The sequence below is a fragment of the Streptomyces sp. NPDC058195 genome (assembly GCF_042883525.1).
Lineage (GTDB): Bacteria > Actinomycetota > Actinomycetes > Streptomycetales > Streptomycetaceae > Streptomyces.
This window is the reverse complement of the sequence record NZ_JBHVVM010000016.1, coordinates 160,403-182,661: the sequence shown is the minus strand read 5'-3', so window position 1 is coordinate 182,661 and position 22,259 is coordinate 160,403. Positions and strand designations below refer to the sequence as shown.

Here is a 22,259-nt window from a genome sequence, read left to right as displayed (position 1 = left end):
CGTGGTGCTCACGGGGCGGGCGCACTCAGGCGATCTCGTACCGGAAGTCGGCCGGGGCGGGCCGCTCGTTGCCGATCATCATGATCAGCAGCGGGGCCTCGCCGGTGCCGTCGAGGCCGAGTTCCTCGATGTACGAGATGTTGTCGAAGCCGAGCGCGACACCGCAGCCGACGCCGAGCGCGGAGGCGGTGGTGTACGTGGTCTGGGCGATCGCCCCGATGGTGGCGTTGACCAGGCGGTAGCCGCGGTCCCCGACGGCGTCGAGGACCGCGCCGGTGCGGACGGTCGGCACCAGGACGGCGGCGGCCTGCTCCAGGTTGTAGTTGGACAGGAAGTAGTTCCTCTGGAGGAAGGCGCCCGGCGCACCCGCCTTCACCAGGCGCAGGCTGTGCGCCTCGGGGTCGTACTCGTACGCGCCCGGCTCGATCCCGTCGACGTGTCCGACGAAGGCGTAGAGCTTCGCCAGCCGCTGCCCGCCGGTGTCCCCGCCGATCGCCGAACCGGCCACCGAGGCCGCCAGGCAGGACGCCAGCTCCTCGGCCGTCATGGGGCGCTGCGCGTCGAAGCGGCCGAAGCTGCTGCGCCGTTCGCGCAGCGCGGTGCGTACGTCGGTGGCGAGCGGCGGGCACGGCGGCAGCGCGGTCGCGGGCCGGTCCGCCACGGCGGGGTGCGCGGCGGCCGGGCCGAGGGCGTTCGGGGCGGGCCGTTCGGTGGCCCCGGCGGCGGTGACGGCCTGCATCCGGCGCAGCGCGTCGAACGTGAGGACGGTGCGGGAGCGTTCCCGGTCGCGGTGGCGCACCGCCACCGGGGCGGCCGGGGCGGGGGTGCGGGCGGGGGCGGCGCCGGTCCACTTCAGCGGGACGACGGCGAAGACGCCCTCCTGCGCGGTGTCGACGCCGAGCAGCCGCCCGAGCCGTTCCTCGTCGAACCAGAGCGCGGGCTCGACGGACAGCCCGCGCGCCCCGGCCCACATCCGCCAGGTCTGCAGGCAGGCGCCGACGTCCATGGTCACGGCGTGGAAGGAGAAGTTGTTGTACTTGAACGCGTTCTGCCAGTACTTGACGGACAGGACGAGGTACTGGTCGGTGTCCGGGCCGGGTGCCCCGTCGCCGAGCGCCTCCCGCACCTCGCCGGTCACGTCGCCGGTCAGCAGGCGGCGCATGGCGTGGTGCCGGACGGAGTAGTGGTGCACCCCGGGCGGTACGGGGGCGCCGGGCCCGGAGACCCAGTGGACGGCGACGGGGTAGAGGCCGCCGCCGGAGGCGGTGCCCCGGGACCAGTTGGCGAACGGGTAGGACGGCAGGGCGTTCAGGTCGGTGTTGGCCTGGACGCCGAGGCGGCGGCCGGTCAGCCCGTAGGAGTCGCGGAGCATCCCGGAGAGCAGCGGAAGGTCGAACGCGCCGCCCCCGCCCGTGCCCCGGGCGAGCCCCCGGTCCAGGTCCGCGTCGGCCGGGTAGCCGCAGTCGGGCAGCGGGAGGCTGTCGGTGCCGGGGTAGAACTTGGTCTTGCGGGGCCCGTCCGACCAGTTCGGCACGAAGTCGGCGGGGTCCATCGGGATGCGGCCGCGATGCAGGATCGCGTCGGCGTAGTCATGGGCGTACCCCATGGCGGGCTCCTCGGTCACGGGAAGGGGTGCGGGGCGGGGTTGAGGTCGGCGTCGGTCAGGTCGCGGTCGCGCAGCCCGGCGGCGCGCAGCGCGGTGCGCAGCCGGTCCATGCCGAGGGCGCGCTGCCTGCTCTGGCCGAAGTCGATCGGCAGCAGCCCCGGCACCAGGACACTGACCGTGGTCAGTCCCAGTCCGCGCTGTTCGGGCATGGTCTGGTCGACGACGATCACGTCGAAACCGGCGGCGGTGACGGCGTCCACGCACCGGCCCAGGTCCGTGCGCAGATCGTCGGAGACCGGGAGCACCGACCCGTTCCCGTACAGCTCGCCGAAGGAGCGCTTCGGCGGGCGGGGTGCGCCCGGCGCGCCGAGCAGGAAGTCGGCGTGGCGGCCCATCTCGGGCAGTCCGTAGAGCAGCGGGTGGTCGTGCAGCGCCTCGACCCGGTCGAAGTCGGCGGCCATGGCGGTCAGCCGGTCCCGGTCGCGGGCGGTGCGGTGGGGCAGGTTCACCGCGTCGGTGGCGATCTCGCACAGGGCCCCGGCGAGCGCCGCCTCCGGGTCGAGCCCGGCCCCGGCGCCGAAGCACATCAGGCCCGTCCCGCCGTCGCGGCGGACCGCGACCCCGGTGACGACCGGGACGGGGAAGGTGATCCGGGTGTCGAAGAAGCGGGCCTCGTAGCCGTACATGTCCAGCCGGTCGATCATCTGCCGGGTGGCGGGGCGGCGGCTGGTGGCCGGGTCGATCTCCGGCAGCGCCGCCCGCCCGTACCAGGCGAGCAGGAAGGCGTCGCGCTCGATGACCTCCATGAGCCCGAAGTAGACGGCCTCCTCCAGGCAGCCGCCGGACGCGCAGCCGTTGGAGCTCTCCTGGACGAAGCGGTTCTCCAGCCCGGGGGCGTGGTAGTACGCCAGGATCTCGGGCACCAGGACCGCGCGCCCGTCGCGCAGCGACCAGCCCTGGATCCAGGGGATGCGCCGTTCCGGTGCGAAGGGGACGACGCGCGGGTTGGCGCGGTGGAAGGCGTCCGCGTACAGCCCGCAGACCCGGGGGTCGAGCGCGTGCTCACCACGTGCCCGCAGGGCGTCGAGCGAGTCGGTCGTCCCGGCCCGCTTGGCCCGGGAGCGCATGCCCGCGTACCGCTCCAGCCCCTCCAGCACCCCGATCCGCATGCTCTCGGCGTACGTGTCGGCGTGGCCGCCCCAGAACGTCTCGCGCAGGTACTCCCCCGAACGCATGGAGAAGCAGCCGATGGTCGCGGAGGTGGAGGTGGAGGAGACGTCCTGGACGACGGACGGGCCGAGCGAGCCGCACACCGGGTTGGCGTAGGGCTCGACCGGCAGGTCGTACGCCTCGATGTCCCGGACCCGGAAGCCGCCGGGACGGCGCTTGGGCGCGGGGCGCAGCACGAGTTCGGCGGCCTCGGCGGTGTCCGGTCCGACGGTGCCGCAGCGCGGGCACTCGGGGTCGGGGACGAACGGGTAGTGCCGGACCGTCAGCGTCTCCAGGTCCACCAGGTGGACGGCCGGGCGGGCGCCGGTGTGCGGGCCGGTCCCGGCCAGCCGGGCCGCGACGAGCCCGGCCAGGGCGTGCACGGCGAAGGGGGTGGGGTACGGGGACTCCCCGGCCGCCCGGGTGCCGGATCCCAGCTCCAGCGCCTCGCGCAGCGCGACGGAGCGGACCGCCTGCCAGCGCCGTTCCAGGCACCGCACGCAGGCGGGTGTTCCGGTGGCGGTGAAGGGGCCGACGACGGCGTGCCGTCCGTAGAACCGCACGGGTACGGCGCCCTCGGCGCCGTACGCGTCCGCTCCCTCGTTGCCGTGCGTGTCCGCATCCCCGGCGCCGTACGTGTCCGCGCTCTCGGTGCCGTGCGTGTCCGCATCCCCGGCACCGTACGCGTCCGCGTCCCCGGGCCTGTCGGCGAAGGCGTCGTGCACCCCGAGCGGGGCCACGTCCAGCGGGGGCGGGGTGCCGTGCGGGGCCAGCGCCTCCCGGAGCGCCGCCGCGAGGGCGTGCGCGGTCCAGGACAGGACGGGGGCCTCCCGGGCCGGGGCGTCAACGGGCATCGGTGCCGCCCTCGCCACCGGCTCCGCCGTCCGCCTCCGCCACGGCGCCGTCCACGGTCAGCAGCACCCGGGCGGTGCTGATGCCGCCCGCGGCGAGGTCGGCCGGGGTGGTCGGCAGGTACAGGGCGTCCCGGCCGGCCGCGCGCAGCGCGTCCAGCACCGCGTCGAAGGTGGTGGCGGGCCCGTCCACCGCGACCGGTGCCCCGGCCACCGCGATGCTCGCCGCCGCCAGGTCCGCCACCAGCGGGTCGCCGGTGTCCACCGGGCTGTCCGGGTCCTCGGCGGCCAGCTGCGCCTGCCCGAGGAGGTCCCGCAGCGCCGCGCAGGCCGCCGCCCGGCGCGAGAGTCCCGTACCGACCGCCCAGCGGCCCCGCGCGCTCCCGCCGTCCGCCTCGCGGGCCAGCACCGCGTGGGCGGTGGTGCGCGCCTCCTCGCCCAGGTCCAGCAGCTCGGCCGCGAGGTCCAGATTGGCGGCCGACTTCAGCAGGAACACCAGCTCGGGGTCGTCGCCGTCGGCCGCGACCGGGCGGACCTCGGTGGCACCGCGCACCGCCCTCAGCAGGGCGTCGTGCGCCAGCGCGGACATCAGGCCGGTGCCCGCCGCCTCCCGTTCGTCGGCCCCGGCGCCCGACCCCGCGACCGTCGCGAGGTGCACCCGGCCCCGGTTGTCCGGGCCGAAGGGCCGTACGGCCGCGGCGGGCACCCGGGCCGCCGCCCCGCCGGTCAGCGAGGTGACGGTGGTCCAGGCGTCCGGGACCGCCCCGGTGCCGCCGCCGGTGGTCAGCGCGTCCGGGCCGAACACCCGCCCCGCCGCCTCCTCCCCGGCGCACTCCGCAGGCGGCACCACGTGCGCGGTGTACGCGCTCGCCGCCGCGTACAGGGCCCGCATCCGCGCCCCCGCCAGGTGGTGCACGTCGAAGGCGGCGATCCGGCGCCGCGTCCCGGCCCCGAGGGCCACCTCGACCCGGCTGAGCTTCAGCGGGGTCTGGGTCAGCGCCTCGTCGTCCCAGCTCCGGAAGATCCCGGTGTGGGGGCGGACCATCGCCGCGCTCAGCCGGTTCAGTTCGTCGACGAGTTCCTCCGCGTCGCGGGCGGTCTCCACGGTCGCGGTGACCGGCAGGGCCAGGCCCTTCGGCAGCTCCGCGGCGGGCTCCCGGTCGTCCAGCCCCGTACAGCGCGCGCAGCGGGGGTGCGGGGCGACCGGCTCGGCGATGACGTCCAGCGAGGCGAGGTCCTGGATCAGCACCTGGCGGTCGGTCTCGGCGGGCAGCGCGCCCGTGGTGAGGCGGAAAATCTCGTACCCCAGCAGGTTCCCCACCATCGCGGCGACCGGCCCGGCCACGCGGTCCGTGGCGGCGGGCACCGCCCCCGCGGCCCCGCTCCACAGCTCGGCCGCCGCGCCCGCGTCCACGTTGCCGCCCAGCCGCAGCACGGCGCAGGACCAGCAGCCGGTGGAGGTGGCGGTGGCCAGCGGGCCCACCACCAGGCGCTCGGCGAAGAGCCAGGCGGGGATCAGGGTGCGGCCCTCGGGCACCCCGGCGGCCAGCAGCCGGTGGGCGCGCGGCCCGGCCCCGGCACCGGTCACCACGACGACGTCGTAGCCCTCCAGCCCGGCCCAGTCGGCGTGGTCCCCGGCGGTGATCCGGGCGGCGTGCGCGGACGCCCGGTCCGCCTCGGCGGTGACGTCGTCGAACGCCGTGCTCGTGCCGATCCGCACGCACCCGTTGCGCAGCAGGCTCAGCGCGCACCAGCGGGCGGTCTCGTCGTCGCCGAGGACGGCGACCCGGGTGGCGCGGAAGCGGGCGAAGCGTTCCGGCGCCCCGTCGGTGTAGTGGTCGATGTAGGCGATCTGGGCGGCGAAGCGCTCGGCGACGTCGTCGTCGACCGGGGACTGTCCGGTGGCCGGTTCGGGTACATCGCGGGCGAAGTCGCGGGCGTAGAGCGTCTTGACGAGTTCCGCGGCCATCGCGCGCTGGGCGGGGCCGAAGCCCGCGCAGAGGTCGGCGAGCCGGTGATGACCGGTCAGGTGCGGTACGACGAGGGAGGCGAAGCGGTAGGCGGTGCGCCCGGCCAGGTGGAAACCACCGTCGGCGTTGTGGAAGAGGACCCCGCCGGGGGTCTCGGTGAACAGCACGTCGCGGCGGATGCGCGGCCGGGTCGGGGCCAGGGTGTCGTAGGCCGGTGCGGCGGGGGCGGGGCGGGCGGGGTCGGCCGTCGGCGCGGCGTCGGGGGCGCGCTCGGTGGTGGCGGCGGTCTCGGCCATGGGGGTCACACCTTCTCTGTGCGGTGGATGCGTTCCTGGTCGGTTCTTCGTGCGTGGGCGCGGAGCAGTTCGTGGATGCGGTACGGGCCGGGCGGGCCGTCCTCCAGCAGTCCGGCGTCGGCGAGCCGTTCGAGGACCGCCTCGGTGGTGCCGGGGACGTCGTCGGCGGTGAAGGAGGGGCCGGTACCGGTCGCGGCCCGGTGGAACGCCTCGGACAGCCTCGGGTCGAGCCGGGCCAGCGCCCCGTCGAGGAGGGCGGTGACGGACAGGCTCGGGGAGTCGGGGAGCGTGAGCCGGGCCAGGGGGTCGTCGCCGAACCAGTCGACGGCGTCGCCGAGCGACAGTGCGGGGCGGGTGAGCAGCCGGGCCGTCAGGATGCGCAGGGCCAGCGGCAGGTGTCCGCACAGCCTGGCGAGCCGGCGGGCCGCCTCCGGTCCGGCTTCGACGCGTTCGGCGCCGAGGACGGAGACCAGCAGGGCGTACGCCTCGGCCGCGGTGAACACCGAGAGCCGGTGCACCCATCCGCCGTGCGTGGCGACGAGTCCGGCCAGCCCCATCCGGCTGGTGACGATCACCGCGCCCCGGGCCTGGGCGACGGCGGGCAGCAGGGGGCGCACCTGGTCGGCGTCGACGACGTCGTCGAGCACGAGCAGAACCCGCGCGTCCTGCGCGCCCCCCTTCCCGAGGGCCGCGTACGTCTCGTCGGCGAGGTCGGCGGCGGGGCGGGCCGCACCGTCCGCACGGGTCGCCGTGACCACCGCGCGTCCGCCGGGGAAGGCGTCCCGCACCAGGTGGGCGACGTGGTGGGCGAGGGCCGACTTGCCGACGCCGGGCGCCCCCGACACCAGGATGATGGGCGGCTGCCGGTCGGTGTCGTCGCCGGTGTCGGCGGCGTACGCGGTGAGCCGGGCGGTCATCGCGGCGGTCTCGGCGCCGCGCCCGGTGAAGTTCGGCACCGGGCGGGGTGCGGCGGGCACGGGAACCGCGGGCGTGGCCTCACGCGCCGCGGGCATCTGCCCGGACACCTCGCCGGTCGTCTCCCGCGCCGCCGGAGGCAGCATCAGCGGCACCGCTTCCCCGGCCGGGACCACCACCCCTTCCAGCACGCCCGCTCCCGGGCCCAGGTCCTCGCCGCGCAGGATCGCGAGTTCCAGCTGCTGGAGGGCGGGCGAGGGGTCCACTCCCAGCTCGTCCAGCAGGAACTCCTTGACCCGCCGGTACTCGGCGAGCGCCTGGGTCTGCCGCCCGGTGCGGTACAGCGCCTCGATCAGCTGCTCGTGGAGCCGCTCGTGCCCCGGGTATACGCGCGTAGCGGTCCACAGTTCGACGAGTGCCTCACCGTGGCGGCCGAGCCCCAGCAGCAGGTCGCAGACGCGTTCCACACTGCGCAGCCGCTCCTCGGCCAGGCGCGGCACCTCGTCCCGGTGCAGGACGTCGGAGCGTACGTTGGCGAGCAGCGCGCCCTGCCACAGCGCCAGCGCGTCCTTCAGCGCGAGGAGTTCCGCCTCCGGGTCGTGGGAGAGCAGAACCGCGCGGCGCGCCTGTTCGCGGAAGCCGAGCAGGTCCAGGGTGTGCGGTTCGGCGGTGATCCGGTAGCCGCCGGGGACGGCCTCGATCACCGTCTCGGTGACGCCGTGCTTGGCGAAGAGCCGGCGCAGCCGCAGTACGCAGGTCTGGAGCGCGGCCTTGGCGGTGGCTGGCTGTTCCTCGCCCCACACGGCCCGTTGGAGGTAGTCGGCGGACACGACGGAGTTGGCGCGCAGGAGGAGCGCCGCCAGCAGGATGGTCGGCTTCGACGGCTGGAGCACCACGGCCTCGGGGCCGTCGGCGAGGGTCAGCGGACCGAGCAGCTGGAACCGCATCGGAGAGGTCCTAGTCCCAGCCGTTGACCAGCGCGCACACCGTGGCCGGTGCGGGGACCGGCAGGCCCGCGAGGACCAGCTCCAGGTGCTCGCACGCCTGCGAGACGCCGTGCGCGGGGCGCGGTTCGTCCGCCGGGGTGCTGGGGGCGGCGGAGGCGGCGGAGGCGCTGAGCAGGAGTCCCGCGAGGGCGCCCACGGCGATGGCGGCGGTACGGGTCACGAGGGCCGGCCGACATGAAAGCGAAGATCTGAACACGTGTGTCCCCTTCGGCGGTGGCGTCCTGCCGGGGGTGTCCCGGCACGACGACGATGCCAGCGGGGAGGACGTGGCAGCAGGGGCGTCCGTGTCAGCATGCTGCACCGGTCGCGGCAGCATCGTGCAGCGCCACCGTCGGGCCGGACCCCGTTGTACGGGCACACATACATCCGGCCCCGGAGTGTTTGGAGGAACACCCCGGGGCCGGATTCGTTCAGTCTACGCGGACCGCCCGCCTCATCCGTCGGCGGCGATCGCGTTCAGGACGTTCATCCGCCCCGCCCGGAAGGCCGGGACCAGTGCGGCGAACAGGCCGACGAAGGCCGAGGCGACGAAGACCGTGAGGATCGTCGGCCACGGGATCTCCAGGACGTCGAGCCCTTCCAGGGCCAGCAGTTGCTGGGCCGCGGTGCCCCAGCCCATGCCGAGTCCGAGGCCGAGCAGAGCGCCGAAGACCGCGATGACCACCGATTCCAGCCGGATCATCCGGCGCAGCTGGCGACGGGAGAGGCCGATGGCCCGCATCAGGCCGATCTCCCGGGTGCGTTCGACCACCGACAGCGCCAGGGTGTTCACCACACCGAGCACGGCGACGATGATCGCGAGTGCCAGCAGGCCGTAGACGACGTTCAGCAGCTGTCCGATCTGGTCCTTCAGCTCCTGCTTGTAGTCGGCCTGGTTGCGCACCACGTACTGCGGGTACTTGGCCAGCGCGCTCTTGAGCGCGGCGTACGTCTCCGTCTCCTTGCCGTCCGCGGCCTTCGCGAACATGAGCGTGTTCTGCGGCATGGCGTCGGCGGGGACGTACCGTTCGGCGGTCTTGATGTCGGTGTACATCGCGCCCTTGTCGATGTTCACGTCGTCCGAGGTGATGGCGCCGATCCGCAGCTTCGCGGTGTCGCCGCCCCTGAACGCGACGGTGAGCCGGTCGCCGACCTTGAGGTGGTGCTGGGTGGCGTAGCCCTCGCCGACCGACATGGCGCCGGGGGCGTAGGCGTCGGCCAGGTCGCCGGAGACGGCCTCGCGGCGCAGGTCGTCGCGGTACGTGGGGTCGACGGCGGCCAGGCCCTGGTTCCCGGCGGTGCCGTCGGGGGCGGTCACCCGGGCCTCGATGTTCCGGTAGCGGGTGACGTGTTCGAGGTCCGGTACGGCGGTGATGGCCTTCGCCGCCTGGTCCACGATCGGGGAGCCGTCCCCGGCGGACTGGACGATGAAGTCCGCGCCCACCGAACGGTCCAGCTCGTCGGTGGCCGAGGCGACCATGGAGGACCCGACCACGGAGAGGCAGGCGACCAGGGCGAGGCCGACCATCAGGGCGGCACCGGTGGCCCCGGTACGGCGCGGGTTGCGCAGGGCGTTGCGTTCGGCGAGCCGTCCCACGGAGCCGAACATCCGCAGCATGACGGCGCTCAGGATCCGGACCACGAAGCTGGCCAGCAGCGGGCCGATCACGATGAAGCCGATCAGGCTGAGGAGTACACCGGCCCCGAGCAGGAGCGAGCCGCGGCTCGCGTCGTCGGCACCGGCCGCGGCGAGCAGCGCGGCGCCACCGGCGAGCGTGAGGGCCAGCCCGAGCGCGGCCCGGACCCGGCCGGTACGGCCGTGCGCCGGGGTGCCGGACTCACGCAGCGCGGCCATGGGAGAGACCTTGCCCGCCCGGCGGGCCGGGAAGTACGCGGCGACGATGGTGACGACGATGCCCAGCACCAGGCCGATGGCCGGGGTCGTCCAGGCGATGGTGAGGTCGCCGGTGGACAGCTCCATGCCCACCGCCCCCATGACCTTCATCAGGCCGACGGCGAGGCCGATGCCCGCGCCGACCCCGAGGAGCGAGCCGACGATGCCGAGGAGGAGCGCCTCGACCAGGACGGACCGGTTGACCTGCTTGCGGCTGGAGCCGATGGCCCGCATCAGGCCGATCTCCCGGGTGCGCTGGGCGACCAGCATCGAGAAGGTGTTGACGATCAGGAAGATGCCGACGAGCAGGGCGATCCCGGCGAAGCCGAGCAGGGCGTACTTCATCACGTCGAGGAAGGAGCCCATGGAGTCCTTGTTGGCCTCCGCCGCTTCCTTCTGCGTCTGGAGTTCGTACGCGGCCGGGTCGGCGAGCGCGGTGGCGACGTTCTTCTTCAGCTGCTCGTCGGAGACACCGCTCGCGGCGGTGACGTTGACCAGGCTGAAGACGTCGGCCCGGCCGAGGAGCTTGCGCTGTGCGGTGGCGGTGTCGAAGTAGACGACGGCGGCGCCGGGGTTGGTGACGTTGAAGGCGGCGATGCCGCTGATGCGGGCCCGGATGTCGCCGTTGGCGGTGATGGTGCGCAGTTCGTCGCCGAGCTTCAGGTGGTGCTTGTCGGCGGTGTCGGCGTCGACCATGACCTCGGTCGGGCCGCGCGGTGCGTGGCCGGAGGAGATCTCCATCGAGCGCAGGTCGTTGCGGGTCCAGTTGCCCGCGATCGTGGGGGCGCCGGTGGTGGAGCCCATGTTCTTGTCGTGGCGGTCGACGACGGTGACGGACATGCTGATGACCACACCCTCGGCGCCCTTCGCGCCGGTGGCCTTCGCCGCGCGTTCGACGGTGGCGGCGGGCACGGTGGCGGGCTTGCCGCCGGACGCCGCCATCGGGCCGTCGTCCTCGGCGGTCTTCGGGCTGACGCTGACGTCGGCGGACGTAGCGGCGAAGAGCTTGTCGAAGGTGGTGTTCATGGTGTCGGTGAGGACGAGCGTGCCGCACACGAACGCCACCGACAGCAGGACCGCGACGGCGGAGAGCGCCATGCGTCCCTTGTGGGCGAGGAAGTTCCGCCGCGAGGTCTTCCAGACGGTCATGAGGTCCGCCCGCGCGAGTCGAAGTCCTTCATCCGGTCGAGGACCTGGTCGGCGGTCGGGTCGCGCATCTCGTCGACGATGCGTCCGTCGGCGAGGTAGAGCACCCGGTCCGCGTAGGAGGCGGCCACCGGGTCGTGGGTGACCATGACGATGGTCTGGCCCAGCTCGTCGACCGACCGGCGCAGGAAGCTCAGCACCTCGGCCCCGGCCCGTGAGTCCAGGTTCCCGGTCGGCTCGTCCCCGAAGATGATCTCGGGGCGGGCGGCCAGGGCGCGGGCCACGGCGACGCGCTGCTGCTGGCCGCCGGAGAGTTCGGTGGGCCGGTGCTTCAGCCGCCCGGCGAGCCCGACGGTCTCCACCACCTGCTGGAGCCACGCGGCGTCGGGGCGGCGGCCCGCGATGTCCATCGGCAGGGTGATGTTCTCCAGCGCGTTGAGCGTGGGCAGCAGGTTGAACGCCTGGAAGATGAAGCCGATCCGGTCGCGCCGGAGCTGGGTGAGCTTCTTGTCCTTCAGCCCGGTGATCTCGGTCTCGTCGAGGAATATCTGGCCCGAACTGACGGTGTCCAGACCGGCCAGACAGTGCATCAGGGTCGACTTGCCGGAACCGGACGGCCCCATGATCGCCGTGAACTCTCCTCGGGCGATGTCCACATCGACATGGTCGAGCGCGACGACCCGGGTCTCCCCGGCGCCGTACGCCTTCACCACCTGACGCGCCCGCGCGGCGACGGCCGTGCGCCCTCCAGTACCCCCGTGCCTGGGAACGGTTACCGCCGTTGTCACGATATTTCTCCTCTTTCGGTGTGCGCCGGGAATGGCTCGGAACGCGTACGGAATCCGGTGTCGGAGACAGCCCGGCACCCTGAGCGCCGGCACATTCCCCGGACGGGGTCTCCCCCGCCCCTTCCCCCCTGGGCCCACCGCGTCCGCGACGGGCCCCAGCCGCTTGTCGCGGCCTAAGAACACCGTAAAGAACAAGCCATGGCGGCCACGTCCTCCGCCGGGAGGAAGAACCCCTGCTTAGAAGTGAGGAGCTACCCCTAAGGGTCTCGGCCCCTGGGTGGAGACCCTTGTAGGGGACTGCCCCTGAGGGTGCACCGGCCGGTCCGACGGCGTCCCGCCCACGTTCCGGCGTTGCCCCGACGGTGTTCCAGCGGCACCCGGCCCTCTCCCGGCCGCCGCCTCCCGTTCACCACCCGATGCTCAACCCAGCCATTACCACGGGTAATTCGGGTTGCGTACTCCCCAACTGCCGTACCCGCTAGTAATGTTCACGCTTCCGACCGCACAGCACTCCTGCCTTGCCGACCCGACCAGGACCCGAGCCACGCAAGGAGCAGCACCCCCGATGTCGCACGGAAACCCGCTCCCGTCCCCCCACCACGCCGACTACCTGCTGCCGTGGCAGAGCTCCGATCCGGCCCCGCCCGACCCCCCGCCCGGACCGTCCGCCGCCGCGCCCGCCCCGGGCCCCGTGCCCGGCCGCCACAGCGACCTCCGTCGGCTGCGTACCGCGTACCGGACACTGCGGCGGGTCGCGACCCTGACCGCGCTCGGCTACTTCGTGGTCTTCCTGCTGCTGTCCGCCTTCGCCAAGGACCTGGTGGAATTCCCGCTGTTCGGCGGGTTCAACGTCGGCCTGGTGCTGGGGCTGTGCCAGCTCCCGGTGACGGCGCTCGCCATCGTGGTGTACGAACGCACCGCCCGGCGCACGGTCGACCCGCTCGCCGCCCGGGTCCGAAGAGCGGGAGCCACGCGATGAACGGCTTCGACAACTCCGCGCACTCGATGTCCCTGGTGGCCTTCCTCGCGGTCGGCACCGTGGCGCTGCTGCTCTGCGTGATGACCGGCCCGGACCGCGACGACCTCGACGAGTTCTACACCGGCTCCCGCTCACTCGGCCCGATGCGGAACGGGCTCGCCCTGGCGGGCGACTACCTCTCCGCCGCCACCGTGCTCGGCACCACCGGCATCATCGCGCTCACCGGCTACGACGGGACGATCCTCGCCCTGAGCATCACGCTCTCGCTGGTCCTGCTGATGTTCCTGCTCGCCGAGCCGCTCCGGAACGCGGGCGGCTTCACCCTGGGGGACGTGCTCGTGCGCCGCACCCCCGGCCGCGCCGTCCGCATCACCGCCTGCGCGGCCACCATCGCCGCGCTCGTCCCGATGATGGTCGTCCAGCTCGCCAGCAGCGGCGATCTGCTCGCGTTCATCCTGGGCTTCGACACCTCGGGCTTCCGGACCGGCGCCATCATCGGGCTCGGCACCCTGATGATCGGCTACGCGGCGATCGGCGGGATGCAGGGCACCTCGCTGATCCAGATCGTGAAGACCGTGGTCCTCTTCGTGGCCGCCTTCACCATCGCCGTACTGATCATGAACCGGTTCGACTGGAGCACCGACTCACTGCTCTCGGCCGCCCGGCAGAGCAGCGGGGCGGGGGCCGCGTTCCTGAGCTCGGGGCTCCAGTTCGAGGGCAGCGGGCTCGACATGGTCAGCTCCGAACTGACCGTGGTGCTCGGCGCCGCCTGCCTCCCGCACGTCGCCATGCGGATGTCGAACGCCCGCTCCACCCAGGCCGTGCGCCGCTCGATGTCGTGGGCGGTCGGCACGGTCGCCGCGATCTGCGTGCTGCTCGTGGTGATCGGTTTCGGCGCGGCGGCGCTCGTCGGCCACGAGGGCATCACCGCCGCCGGGGCCTCCGGGAACAGCGCGATCCTCCAGATCAGCGGGGAGGTCGCGAACGGTACGCGGCTGGGCGCGCTGATCATCACGACGATGACGACAGCGATCTTCCTGACGCTGCTCGCCTCGGTCGCCGGAATGATCCTGTCCTGCGCCAACTCCCTGGCCCACGACCTGTTCGCGCACGGCCTGCGCGGGGCCCGCCGTCCGGGCCGGGCTCCGATGCCGGGCCGCGCCGAGATGCGTACGGCGCAGATCTCCGCGATCGTCGTGGGCCTGCTCGCCACCGCCCTCGCCGTGGTGGCCCGGCACTGGAACGTGCAGGCCCTGGCGACGCTCTCGTTCTGCGTCGGCGCGTCCGCGCTGGCCCCGGCGCTGGTCTACAGCATGTTCTGGCGGCGCTTCACCCGCACCGGGCTGCTGTGCACCCTCATCGTCGGCACCGGCACGGTGCTGGTGCTGATCACCGGCACCAACCTGGTCTCCGGCTCGCCCACCTCGGTCTTCCCCGACCACGACTTCAACTGGTTCCCGTACACCACGACCGGGCTCGTCTCCATCCCGGCGGGCTTCCTCGCGGGCTTCCTGGGCACCGTCCTCCCCCGCAACACGGCCCCGGCCGCGCGCCGCGCCTACCAGGGCGAGGAACCCCGCATCCTGGCGGGCGCCCCGCCGATCTCCACCGACCCCCACTGAGGCGAGTCCGGCAGGCGAGGCACGGCAGAGCCGCCCACGAGGGCTGCCGCGCCTCGCCACCCCCCGCAAAGGCGGCTGCGGGCTCTGTACCCCGAGGACGGCCCGCCTTCGGGCCAAGCCGCGCAAACAGGGACACCCTGAATGGATCGTTCCGCATATCAGTCTGGAGGAGTCCGCAAGCGGGATCACGGACTACTCGTGCACGTTTCTCATGGGCCTTTTGCAGACCCCGGAGTACGCGACGGCCGTCATCAGCTCCGCCTTCCCGCGCGAGACGGGGACCAGATCGAGCAGCGTGCCGACCAGCGCATCAGGCGTCAGGATCCTGCCGTACATGGCGGGCGCCGCTCCCAGCCATCTCCCTTTTACGCTGCTCTCGTTGAACGATGCTCCCCACGCGCTCTCCACGGAGTCACCCGCCCATGGCGGACGGGTGGACGACACCCCTAGCGCGGTGGCGGCAGCCGTCAGCATGTTCGACCGGCTCCGCATGGCGGCGCTGTCCGAGGAAGAGTCGCTGACCCTGATCCGCACGATCCTGGAGGAGCACACCACATGAGCAGCACGCCCGACTCTCGGCCCACGCGATGGGTCACAAGCACCTACAGCGGCGGCGAAGGCCAGTGCGTCGAGTGGGCGCCCGACCACGCACACGCGACCGGTGTATTCCTCATCCGCGACAGCAAGATCCCCCACGGCCCCCACCTGACCCTCACCCACGAGGGATTCACCAGCCTCGTGGCACTCGCCAAGCACCACGGCTGACCCCGCGGACCTCGCGCCGTCGGCGTGGTCCCCGGCGGGACTTCGGTAGGTTCCCCGCCATGACCGAAACCGAACAAGAGCGCGTCTCCTGGCCGCCCGCTCCGATCAGGACCGAGCGGCTCGTACTCCGCGCGCCCGAAACCCGGGACCGCGCGGCGTTCATCGACCTGTTCAGCTCGCCGGAGGTGGGCACCTACCTGGGCGGCGCCCGCTCGCGGGAGGCGTGTGAACGCACGGTGCCCGAGACGCCCGAGCGGCGCCCCGGCCTCTTCGTGATCGAGCGCGACGGGACGATGATCGGCACCCTCGAACTCAATCGGCGCCCCCCGGAACTCCGGAGTGACACCGGACCGAAGACCGAGGAGGACGAACTCGGCTACCTGCTCCTGCCGGAAGCCTGGGGCCACGGGTACGCCGCCGAGGCCTGCGCGGCGGCACTCGCCTGGTACGCCGTCACGCGTCCCGGCGCATCGGTGGTGCTGCACACCCAGACCGCCAACGCCCGCTCGATGCGCCTCGCGTCGAAGCTGGGGTTCACCGAAGTACAGCGGTACGAGGCGTGGGGCGCCCCGCAGTGGATGGGCCGGATGTCTCCGGTCGCCCCGCCTGCCTGAGCTCGGACCGGAGGGGCTGGGGCGCGTTCGTGCCGGGTTCGCGGCAGGGGCGGCAGAGCCCGTCGCGGAAGGCTTCGGGCCGTCCCGGTACGCCGCATTCGGTGCACTCCGGCATCAGCCGCCGCACGGGGGCCGCCGCCGGGGCGGGCGGTACGGGCGTGGCGGGCAGCCGAGGCGGGAGCTTGTCCCGCAGACGACGACGGACCAGCCCGAAGGGCGAGCCGACCCGCTCGGGCAGCCCGGCCGTCAGCGCGTGCGTGAGGTAATCGGCGTCCACCCCCCGCGCGAACCAGGCGGCGGCCAGCTCTTCCAGCGCCGCGCAGTCCGCCGCCGACAACGCCAGCCGGGAATCCCTGCGCCCCAGCAGCGCCAGCGCCGCGAAAGCGGGCGAAGGCCCCTGCCGCGACTGATGCTGCGGCTGGTACTGCGGCTGCGGCTGCGGCTGCGGCTGCACGGTGCGCTGCCGCGGGACCACCGGGGCAGCCACTGCCGCAGGGGCAAAGACGGGCTCGCGCGCAGAGGCCGGAGCGAGCTCCACCGGCCCCGCCACGGGCCCGTACACGAGAGCCGGAGCGAGCTCCACGGACCCCGCCTCGGGCCCCGCCACGGACGCTGCCACGCCCCCTGCCACGGGCTCCGCCTCCGGCTCCGGCGGCGCCGAACGGCGCTCCTCGGCGGCGAGGAAGGCGTCCCACCACTCGTTGTCGTGGGCGATCCGCGACCAGAACGTCCGCGTCACCCAGCGCACTTGGCCGTCCTCGGTGCCCAGGCAGCGGACGTGACGCAGATGACCGGCCACGCCCAGGGCCCGCAGCGCGCTGCCCACCGCCATCTGCCCGTACAACGGCTGGCTCCTGGCCAGCGACTTGATGTCCATCGCGGCCCCCTCCGGCAACGCGTCCACGTACCCGGCGATATGACGCTCCCGCACCGGCAGCAACACGAAGTCACCCGCACGCGGCGGACCTTGCTCCGCGACGGAGCGCTTTCCGTAACCGGGCTTCGCCTTCGGATGCGGACGCGAGGATGCGGGGGCCAGCAAGGCAGGGCTAAGGTCGGGAACAACCACGGGATCGTCTTTCTAGAGGGTGCGATCTTGGGGCCAGACCCCGGGCAGTGCTCTAACACTGTGCCGGGGTCGTTTCGTTCGCACCGTAAGCAGTCGCGACTCTGCGCCGCAACTCAATCACCACTAGTCATACTTGCTGGCCGCGACGGGTCAGGGAGGCGGGGAGGTTTCCCCAACCACCCCTCTTAGCCCCCCGGTTGGTACACACCGCTCGAATCCCGGAACCCGGGGACCGGCCCCCGGATCCCGAGGCTCAAGCCCCGGTACCAAGGCTGTTCCCGCACCCACGAAAGAGTGAACGGCCCCTACCGAGTCCCGGAGCCCGGGTTTCGGGACTCGTCCCCGCCGGTCCGAGCCGCTTCGGCGGCACGGAGTGCGGAGGCGAGGTTTCCGCGCCTGCCCCGGGTGCCGGGGTGGTCCGCGCCCAGAATCCGCTCGGACTGGGCCACGACGATCTCGAACAGCGGGATGGCGCGGTCGAGGTCACCCGCCGCCCGGTAGCTACAGGCGAGGTTGTTGCGGCTGATCAGGGTGTCGGGATGGGTGTCGCCCAGCACCCGCTCCCGCTGGGCCAGTGTGACCTTGTGCAGCGCGATGGCACGGGCGTGCTCACCGGCCGACCGGTAGGCGTAGGCGAGGTTGTTGCGGCTGATCAAGGTGCTGGGATGGGTGTCGCCCAGCACCTGCACCCGCTGGGCCAGCGTGGCCTCGTACAGCGGAATGGCGCGGTCGAGGTCACCGGACGAATCGTAGGCGCAGGCCAGGCCGTTGCGGCTGATCAGGGTGCTGGGATGGGTGTCGCCCAGCGCCCGCACCCGCTGGGCCAGCGTGGCCTCGTGCAACTCGATGGCACGGGCGTGCTCACCGGCCGAATCGTAGGCGCAGGCGAGGTTGTTGCGGCTGACCAGGGTGTCGAGATGGGTGTCGCCCAGCACCCGCTCACGCTGGGCCAGCGTGGCCTCGTACAGCGGAATGGCACGGTCGAGGTCACCGGCCGAATCGTAGGCGTTGGCGAGGTTGTTGCGGCTGACCAGGGTGTGGGGGTTGGTCTCGCCCAGCACCCGCTCGCGCTGGGCGAGGACGCTCTCGAACAGGGGAATGGCGCGGGTGTGATCACCAGCCGACCGGTAGGCGTTGGCGAGGTTGTTGCGGCTGACCAGGGTGTCGGGGGCGGTGTCACCCAGCACCCGCTCGCGCTGGGCGAGGATGGCCACGCGCAGGGGGACGGCATGGGCGTTGCGCTCCTGGCGGCCCAGGTACCGGGCGACGGCCAGCCAGGCGTTGACGGTCTTCGCCGGAGTCGGCGGGCTGGGTGGGGTCGTTTCGGCCAGGGCGACGGCGTGGGGCAGGAGGTGCTCGAACTCCTCGTTGGGGGCGGTCTCCTCGGGAAGCGCCTCGTGGAGGAGGTGCTCGGCGTTCCGGCGGCCGGACGGGAGGGCGTCGGGGGCGGTGGCGGCGAGCTGCTGATGGCGCAGGACGGTCTGGACGAGGCGGTGGACACCAGCGCTCCGGCGGTCGGCGCTGAAGGTGATCATGTTGTAGGCGTGCAGGGTTCCCAGGGCCTCGCCCAGTTCGCGGACGTTCGGGCAGAGCGGGGCGAGGAGGCTGCGCGGGATGGCGTCGGGGGCCAGCCAGGCCATCGCTTCGAGGAGCGTGATCGCCTTCGGGTTGCGGCGTTCGACGACGGCCAGGGTGTGGTGCCAGATGCGGGCGATGGTGCGCTCGGGATCGACCCCCGCGGTCGCGGTGTCCATGACCTCGCCCAGCATCGACCGGTAGGCGGCGAACGGGGTGCCCGTCTCGAAGAGGTACGCGCCCGCCTGCTCCAGGGCCAGCGGGAGGTGCCCGAGCGCGGCGGCCAGGCTCGCGGCCTCGTCACGCTGACGCGGAGTGTGGACCGGGCCCAGGGCCAGTGTGCAGAGGAGGTCGGTGGCCGCCTCCCCGCCCAGGAGGCCCAGGGGCATGGTCGGGGCGATGGTGTGCCATCCCGTCCCGGTGCGGCTGGTGGCCAGGTGGTGGCCGCCGGGCAGGGCACCGAGGTAGTGGCGCAGGTCGCGGGGGTCCTCGACGTTGTCGAAGACCAGCAGCCAGCCCGGGTGCCACTGCAACCAGAGGATCGCCCACGCCGCCCGCTCCGGCACGTCCGCGCCCGCCGCCCACTGCGGGCACAGCCGCATCGCGAGGTCGGCCAGACCCGCCACGATCTGCTCGGACGTCGACGCGTTCAGCCACCACACCACCGTGTAGGCGTGACGATGGGTGTGGGCGTAATGCAGGGCCAGGGTGCTCTTGCCGATCCCGCCCAGGCCGTGGACCGCGCCCACCCCGGCCGTCTGGGTGACCGCGGCCTCGCCACTGGAGGTCAACAGGGCGTTCAGGCGCGCGAGTTCGTCGCCCCTGCCCACGAAGACGCCCGACGCCGAGCCCGGCAGGTTGCCCGCGCCGGGCGGGGCGTCCACCCGGCGCACCCACTCCACCGCCTCTGCGGGCAGCGTCACCAGCCGGGCACCGTCCCCGGTCACCGCCACCCCGATATCGCCGCTCGCGGCGATCGACCCAGGCCCTCCCGCCTCCGCGCCACTCCCCGTCACGGCTTGATCGTCACCTGGTCCCCGGTGCTGGCCGTGCCGATGCGCTGGGCGGCGATGGAACGCTCGCCCGACGCTGTCACGTTCACCGTCGCACTGGCCGCGGGCATCAGTCCGGCCAGCTCCGCCAGCAGTTCGGCGTCCTCCCGCAGAGCACGCTTGATCTGCTGGCGAAGCGCCGCCGCCGCGTCCCCGTCCGCCGGGTCAGCTTCCACGTCCGCCACGGCGGACTCCAGCTCCGCCTGGCCCCGCTCACCGCGCCGACTCCACACCGCCTGGAGAATGCGCCGCCCCAGATTCGCCGTCGCGTCCACAGCCGCACTCTCCGCACGGGTCAGCACCCCCACGCCATACGCGCCCACGGCCGCCGTCAGATACGGCCCCGTCTGCTCCACCAACTCCACGATCTCAGCGCTCACGCAGCAGCCCCTCAGGTGGTTCTTCCCGGACATGGCCGATCCAGCGTAGAAAGTCCGCGGTCGTCCCGTAAACCAGAACGCCGAATCCACCCACCCCAGTTCCGCCGCGGGCGCGCTCGGGCACGAAGCGCCGCCCCCGTTCCGGCCGGGCCGGCTGCCTGGATCAGCTGACCGGATCAGCTGACCGGGCCCGGCCATCCGGGCCCGGTCGTCCGGGTCAGTTGTCCGGTTCAGTTGTCCGGGGCGGTGACGCGGCCGGTGAGGGCGGCGAGGGAGGTGCGTACGTGGGCCATGTGCGCGTGGAGCTGCTCGCGGCCCTCGTCGTGCTCGCGCACGACGCGTTCCGTCTCCCGTACCACCCGCTCCTCACGGACCCCGGCCTCGGCGATCAGTTCCGCGGCACGCGCCTCGGCGTCCTCCTGGCCGTGCCGTGCGGCCTCCTCGGTCTTGGCGAGGGCGCGTCGCGCCTCCGCCAGCCGGGCCTCTGCCCGCTCGGTCAGCTCGTCGTGACGGGCCGTCTGTTCGGCCTCGGCGGCGGCGCGTTCCCGTTCGGCCGCCTTCAGCCGCTCCGCGTGCTCCTGCTCCTGGTGGGCACGCACGCTCGCGGTGCTGCGGACGGTCTCCGCCAGCATGGCGCCCGCCCGCTCCCGCACCCCGGCGGCCTCCTCGCGGGCCTCGGCCACCGCCCCGTCGGCCGTGGACCGCGCGGTGGCCAGCGCTCCGCCCGCGTACTCGACGGCCTCGGCCCGTATCGCCTCAGCGGCCTTCCCGGCCGCGTCGCGGAGCGCGCGCCCCGCCGATTCCGCAGCCTCGCGCAGCGCCTGGGCCTGCTCCAGGGCGGCGCCCCGTACGCTCTCCGCCTCGCCTTCGGTGAGGGCGAGGATCTGCTGGGCCCGCCCGCCCAGCGACTCGTAGTTCTGCGGGGCGAGCGTGGCGACGACCTCGGCCAGCCGGACCGACTCCGCCGACAGCTCACCCACCAGCACGGTCAGCCGGTCCACCTCTGCCAGCGCCTCGTCCCGTTCCGCCGAGAGCGCGGACACGGCCCGGTCCACCTGATCAGGGCGGTAGCCCCGTCCCCGTACACCGATCCCGACAAAGCCATGCGCGGACACCGGTACAGAACTCATGCGTGAAGCCTCTTTCCGACTCTCCGACCATCAGCGACACATCAAGGATGCGGCAAATCATGCGAGAAGTCGGAATCGATCATCTGCTTTACGGAGAGAAGCGACCGGCATCACAGAGCACGGCGCCCGGCCCCCCTTCCGGGAGCCGGGCGCCGCGGGCGGGGCCTCTCGGGGCCCCCGTGGATCAGATCAGGCCGTCCCACATCTGTTCGAGCAGGACGGACCACCAGCTCTCGGGCGAGGCCAGTGCCGCCGCGTCCAGCGCCACCAGCTGGGCCTGGAAGTCGACCGTCCAGCGGCCCGCCTGCTCCGGGTTGAGCCCGAAGCGCAGCCGCCACATCCGGCCGAGCAGCGCCATCGAGCGCTGGAACTCCGGCAGCCCGGTGTTCACGAACTGCGGCGGCACCGACTGCCCGCCCGGACCCGCCTCGACGGGCACGGCCACGATGTTCGCCGTCCCGTACTGGACACAGATCGCCCGGCCGAAGTCGGACCCCATGACCAGGTACGAGCCCGCGTCGGGCGCGGCCTGCACCTGGCGCTGCTGGGCCAGCTCACCCAGCGTCGGCACCACCGGCTGGCCCGGCTGTGCCCAGAAGAACGGTCCGAAGTCGGCGGGGAGCCCCGCCCACACCAGCGTGCGGGCCACGGGCTCCGGCACACCCTGACGGGAGACCGCGCGCTGGTCGAAGCGGAGGATGCCCTGCGGCCCGAAGCTCTGCATCAGCTCCTCGGCGATGACCTCCGACGGCACCACGGGAGCGGCCGGCATCTGCGGGAGCGGCGCCCGCACCGGCGCCGGGCGGGCCGGGCCGTCCGCCACCTGGTGCAGCTCGCCCTGGTGGGTGAGGAGGTGCTGCATGCCCTGCTGGCGGCTGGCGTGGTCGGTGCCGTACGGGGCGACGCTGGTGATCCGCACCTGCGGCCACGTCTCCCGGATCATGCGGGCGCAGTAGCCGCCGGGCAGCTCGCAGGACTCCAGCTCGGTGTGGAGCTCGATGACCTGCTGCGGCGGCACGTTCATCGCCCGCAGCTCGTGCAGCATCTGCCACTCGGGGTGCGGGGTACCGGGCGCCGAGCGGCGGATCAGCTGCTGCTCGCTGCCGTCGGGCGCGCGGTAGCGAAGCACGGCCTGGTAGCCGGGGCCGACGGTCGGCTGACCGGACGGCGGCTGCTGCGGGTACCCGTACGCGGGCGACGGCGGGGTGTGCGGACCCTGCGGCGGTACGGGGCCGGGGGCACCGGGCATGCCGGGAGGACCGGGCGGACCAGGGGGGCCGGGGGGCTGCACGCCGCCGGGGCCGCCCATGCTCGGGTCGGCCAGCATCGTCGCGGCATGGTGCACCCCACCACCCGGAGGCGGCGTCGAACCAGGCGGCGGAGGCGGCACCGGAGCACCAGGGGCACCGGGC

At 73.4% G+C, this 22,259-nt stretch carries 17 protein-coding genes; 5 read left to right on the top strand and 12 right to left on the bottom strand.

The genetic code is table 11. The features are described from left to right. Positions 1-25 precede the first annotated feature (25 nt). From ACFVWY_RS21340 to ACFVWY_RS21310, 7 genes are all read right to left on the bottom strand, one after another. Positions 26-1,606 (bottom strand): nitroreductase family protein, encoded by a 1,581-nt coding sequence (locus tag ACFVWY_RS21340; protein WP_389874645.1) that lies wholly within the window; start codon positions 1,604-1,606, stop codon positions 26-28. A 14-nt stretch (positions 1,607-1,620) separates the two neighbouring features. After that, complete coding sequence (locus ACFVWY_RS21335; RefSeq protein ID WP_389874642.1) at positions 1,621-3,669, bottom strand: TOMM precursor leader peptide-binding protein; 2,049 nt, start codon at positions 3,667-3,669, stop codon at positions 1,621-1,623. Further along, positions 3,659-5,932: a TOMM precursor leader peptide-binding protein gene (locus ACFVWY_RS21330; protein WP_389874638.1), complete on the bottom strand. Its 2,274-nt coding sequence runs from the start codon at positions 5,930-5,932 to the stop codon at positions 3,659-3,661. Before ACFVWY_RS21330 ends, ACFVWY_RS21335 begins: the two co-directional genes overlap by 11 nt. Positions 5,933-5,937: 5 nt before the next feature. Next, a complete protein-coding gene (locus ACFVWY_RS21325) occupies positions 5,938-7,794 on the bottom strand; it encodes a BTAD domain-containing putative transcriptional regulator (protein WP_389874636.1) in 1,857 nt (618 codons plus the stop codon). Between the two features lie 10 nt (positions 7,795-7,804). Then, positions 7,805-8,014, bottom strand: coding sequence for a hypothetical protein (locus ACFVWY_RS21320; RefSeq protein WP_389874633.1), 210 nt, complete (start codon positions 8,012-8,014; stop codon positions 7,805-7,807). Positions 8,015-8,287: 273 nt separating this feature from the next. Further along, complete coding sequence (locus ACFVWY_RS21315; RefSeq protein WP_389874630.1) at positions 8,288-10,876, bottom strand: ABC transporter permease; 2,589 nt, start codon at positions 10,874-10,876, stop codon at positions 8,288-8,290. Continuing rightward, entirely contained in the window at positions 10,873-11,661 is a 789-nt protein-coding gene (locus ACFVWY_RS21310) for an ABC transporter ATP-binding protein (protein ID WP_389874627.1), read from the bottom strand. The genes ACFVWY_RS21315 and ACFVWY_RS21310 overlap by 4 nt, the downstream gene beginning before the upstream one ends. A gap of 565 nt (positions 11,662-12,226) precedes the next feature. On the opposite strand from ACFVWY_RS21310, the gene ACFVWY_RS21305 reads away from it, so the two are divergent. Genes ACFVWY_RS21305 through ACFVWY_RS21285 form a run of 5 tightly spaced genes read left to right on the top strand, consistent with a single transcriptional unit; the run spans position 12,227 to position 15,641 of the window. After that, the gene (locus ACFVWY_RS21305) at positions 12,227-12,640 is read left to right on the top strand and encodes a DUF485 domain-containing protein (protein ID WP_389874624.1); all 414 of its coding nucleotides are present in this window, start codon (positions 12,227-12,229) and stop codon (positions 12,638-12,640) included. Continuing rightward, positions 12,637-14,262: a cation acetate symporter gene (locus tag ACFVWY_RS21300; protein ID WP_389874621.1), complete on the top strand. Its 1,626-nt coding sequence runs from the start codon at positions 12,637-12,639 to the stop codon at positions 14,260-14,262. Before ACFVWY_RS21305 ends, ACFVWY_RS21300 begins: the two co-directional genes overlap by 4 nt. A 43-nt stretch (positions 14,263-14,305) precedes the next feature. Next, positions 14,306-14,821: a Scr1 family TA system antitoxin-like transcriptional regulator gene (locus ACFVWY_RS21295; RefSeq protein ID WP_389874689.1), complete on the top strand. Its 516-nt coding sequence runs from the start codon at positions 14,306-14,308 to the stop codon at positions 14,819-14,821. After that, entirely contained in the window at positions 14,818-15,027 is a 210-nt protein-coding gene (locus tag ACFVWY_RS21290) for a DUF397 domain-containing protein (RefSeq protein WP_389874618.1), read from the top strand. Before ACFVWY_RS21295 ends, ACFVWY_RS21290 begins: the two co-directional genes overlap by 4 nt. A gap of 59 nt (positions 15,028-15,086) precedes the next feature. Next, a complete protein-coding gene (locus ACFVWY_RS21285; protein ID WP_389874615.1) occupies positions 15,087-15,641 on the top strand; it encodes a GNAT family N-acetyltransferase in 555 nt (184 codons plus the stop codon). Here ACFVWY_RS21285 and ACFVWY_RS21280 read toward each other — a convergent pair. The 5 genes from ACFVWY_RS21280 to ACFVWY_RS21260 form a co-directional block, all read right to left on the bottom strand. Next, complete coding sequence (locus tag ACFVWY_RS21280) at positions 15,562-16,710, bottom strand: MarR family transcriptional regulator (protein WP_389874612.1); 1,149 nt, start codon at positions 16,708-16,710, stop codon at positions 15,562-15,564. The two genes, ACFVWY_RS21285 and ACFVWY_RS21280, sit on opposite strands and share 80 nt — an antisense overlap. Positions 16,711-17,015: 305 nt before the next feature. Continuing rightward, the gene (gene fxsT / locus ACFVWY_RS21275; RefSeq protein WP_389874609.1) at positions 17,016-19,301 is read right to left on the bottom strand and encodes an FxSxx-COOH system tetratricopeptide repeat protein; all 2,286 of its coding nucleotides are present in this window, start codon (positions 19,299-19,301) and stop codon (positions 17,016-17,018) included. Then, positions 19,298-19,717, bottom strand: coding sequence for a hypothetical protein (locus ACFVWY_RS21270; protein ID WP_389874606.1), 420 nt, complete (start codon positions 19,715-19,717; stop codon positions 19,298-19,300). Before ACFVWY_RS21270 ends, fxsT begins: the two co-directional genes overlap by 4 nt. Positions 19,718-19,947: 230 nt before the next feature. Continuing rightward, on the bottom strand, positions 19,948-20,847 hold the full coding sequence (locus tag ACFVWY_RS21265) for a cellulose-binding protein (RefSeq protein ID WP_389874604.1): 900 nt from the start codon (positions 20,845-20,847) through the stop codon (positions 19,948-19,950). Between the two features lie 184 nt (positions 20,848-21,031). Further along, positions 21,032-22,259 (bottom strand): SUKH-4 family immunity protein (locus ACFVWY_RS21260; RefSeq protein ID WP_389874602.1); only part of this gene is annotated, 1,228 nt, incomplete at its 5' end.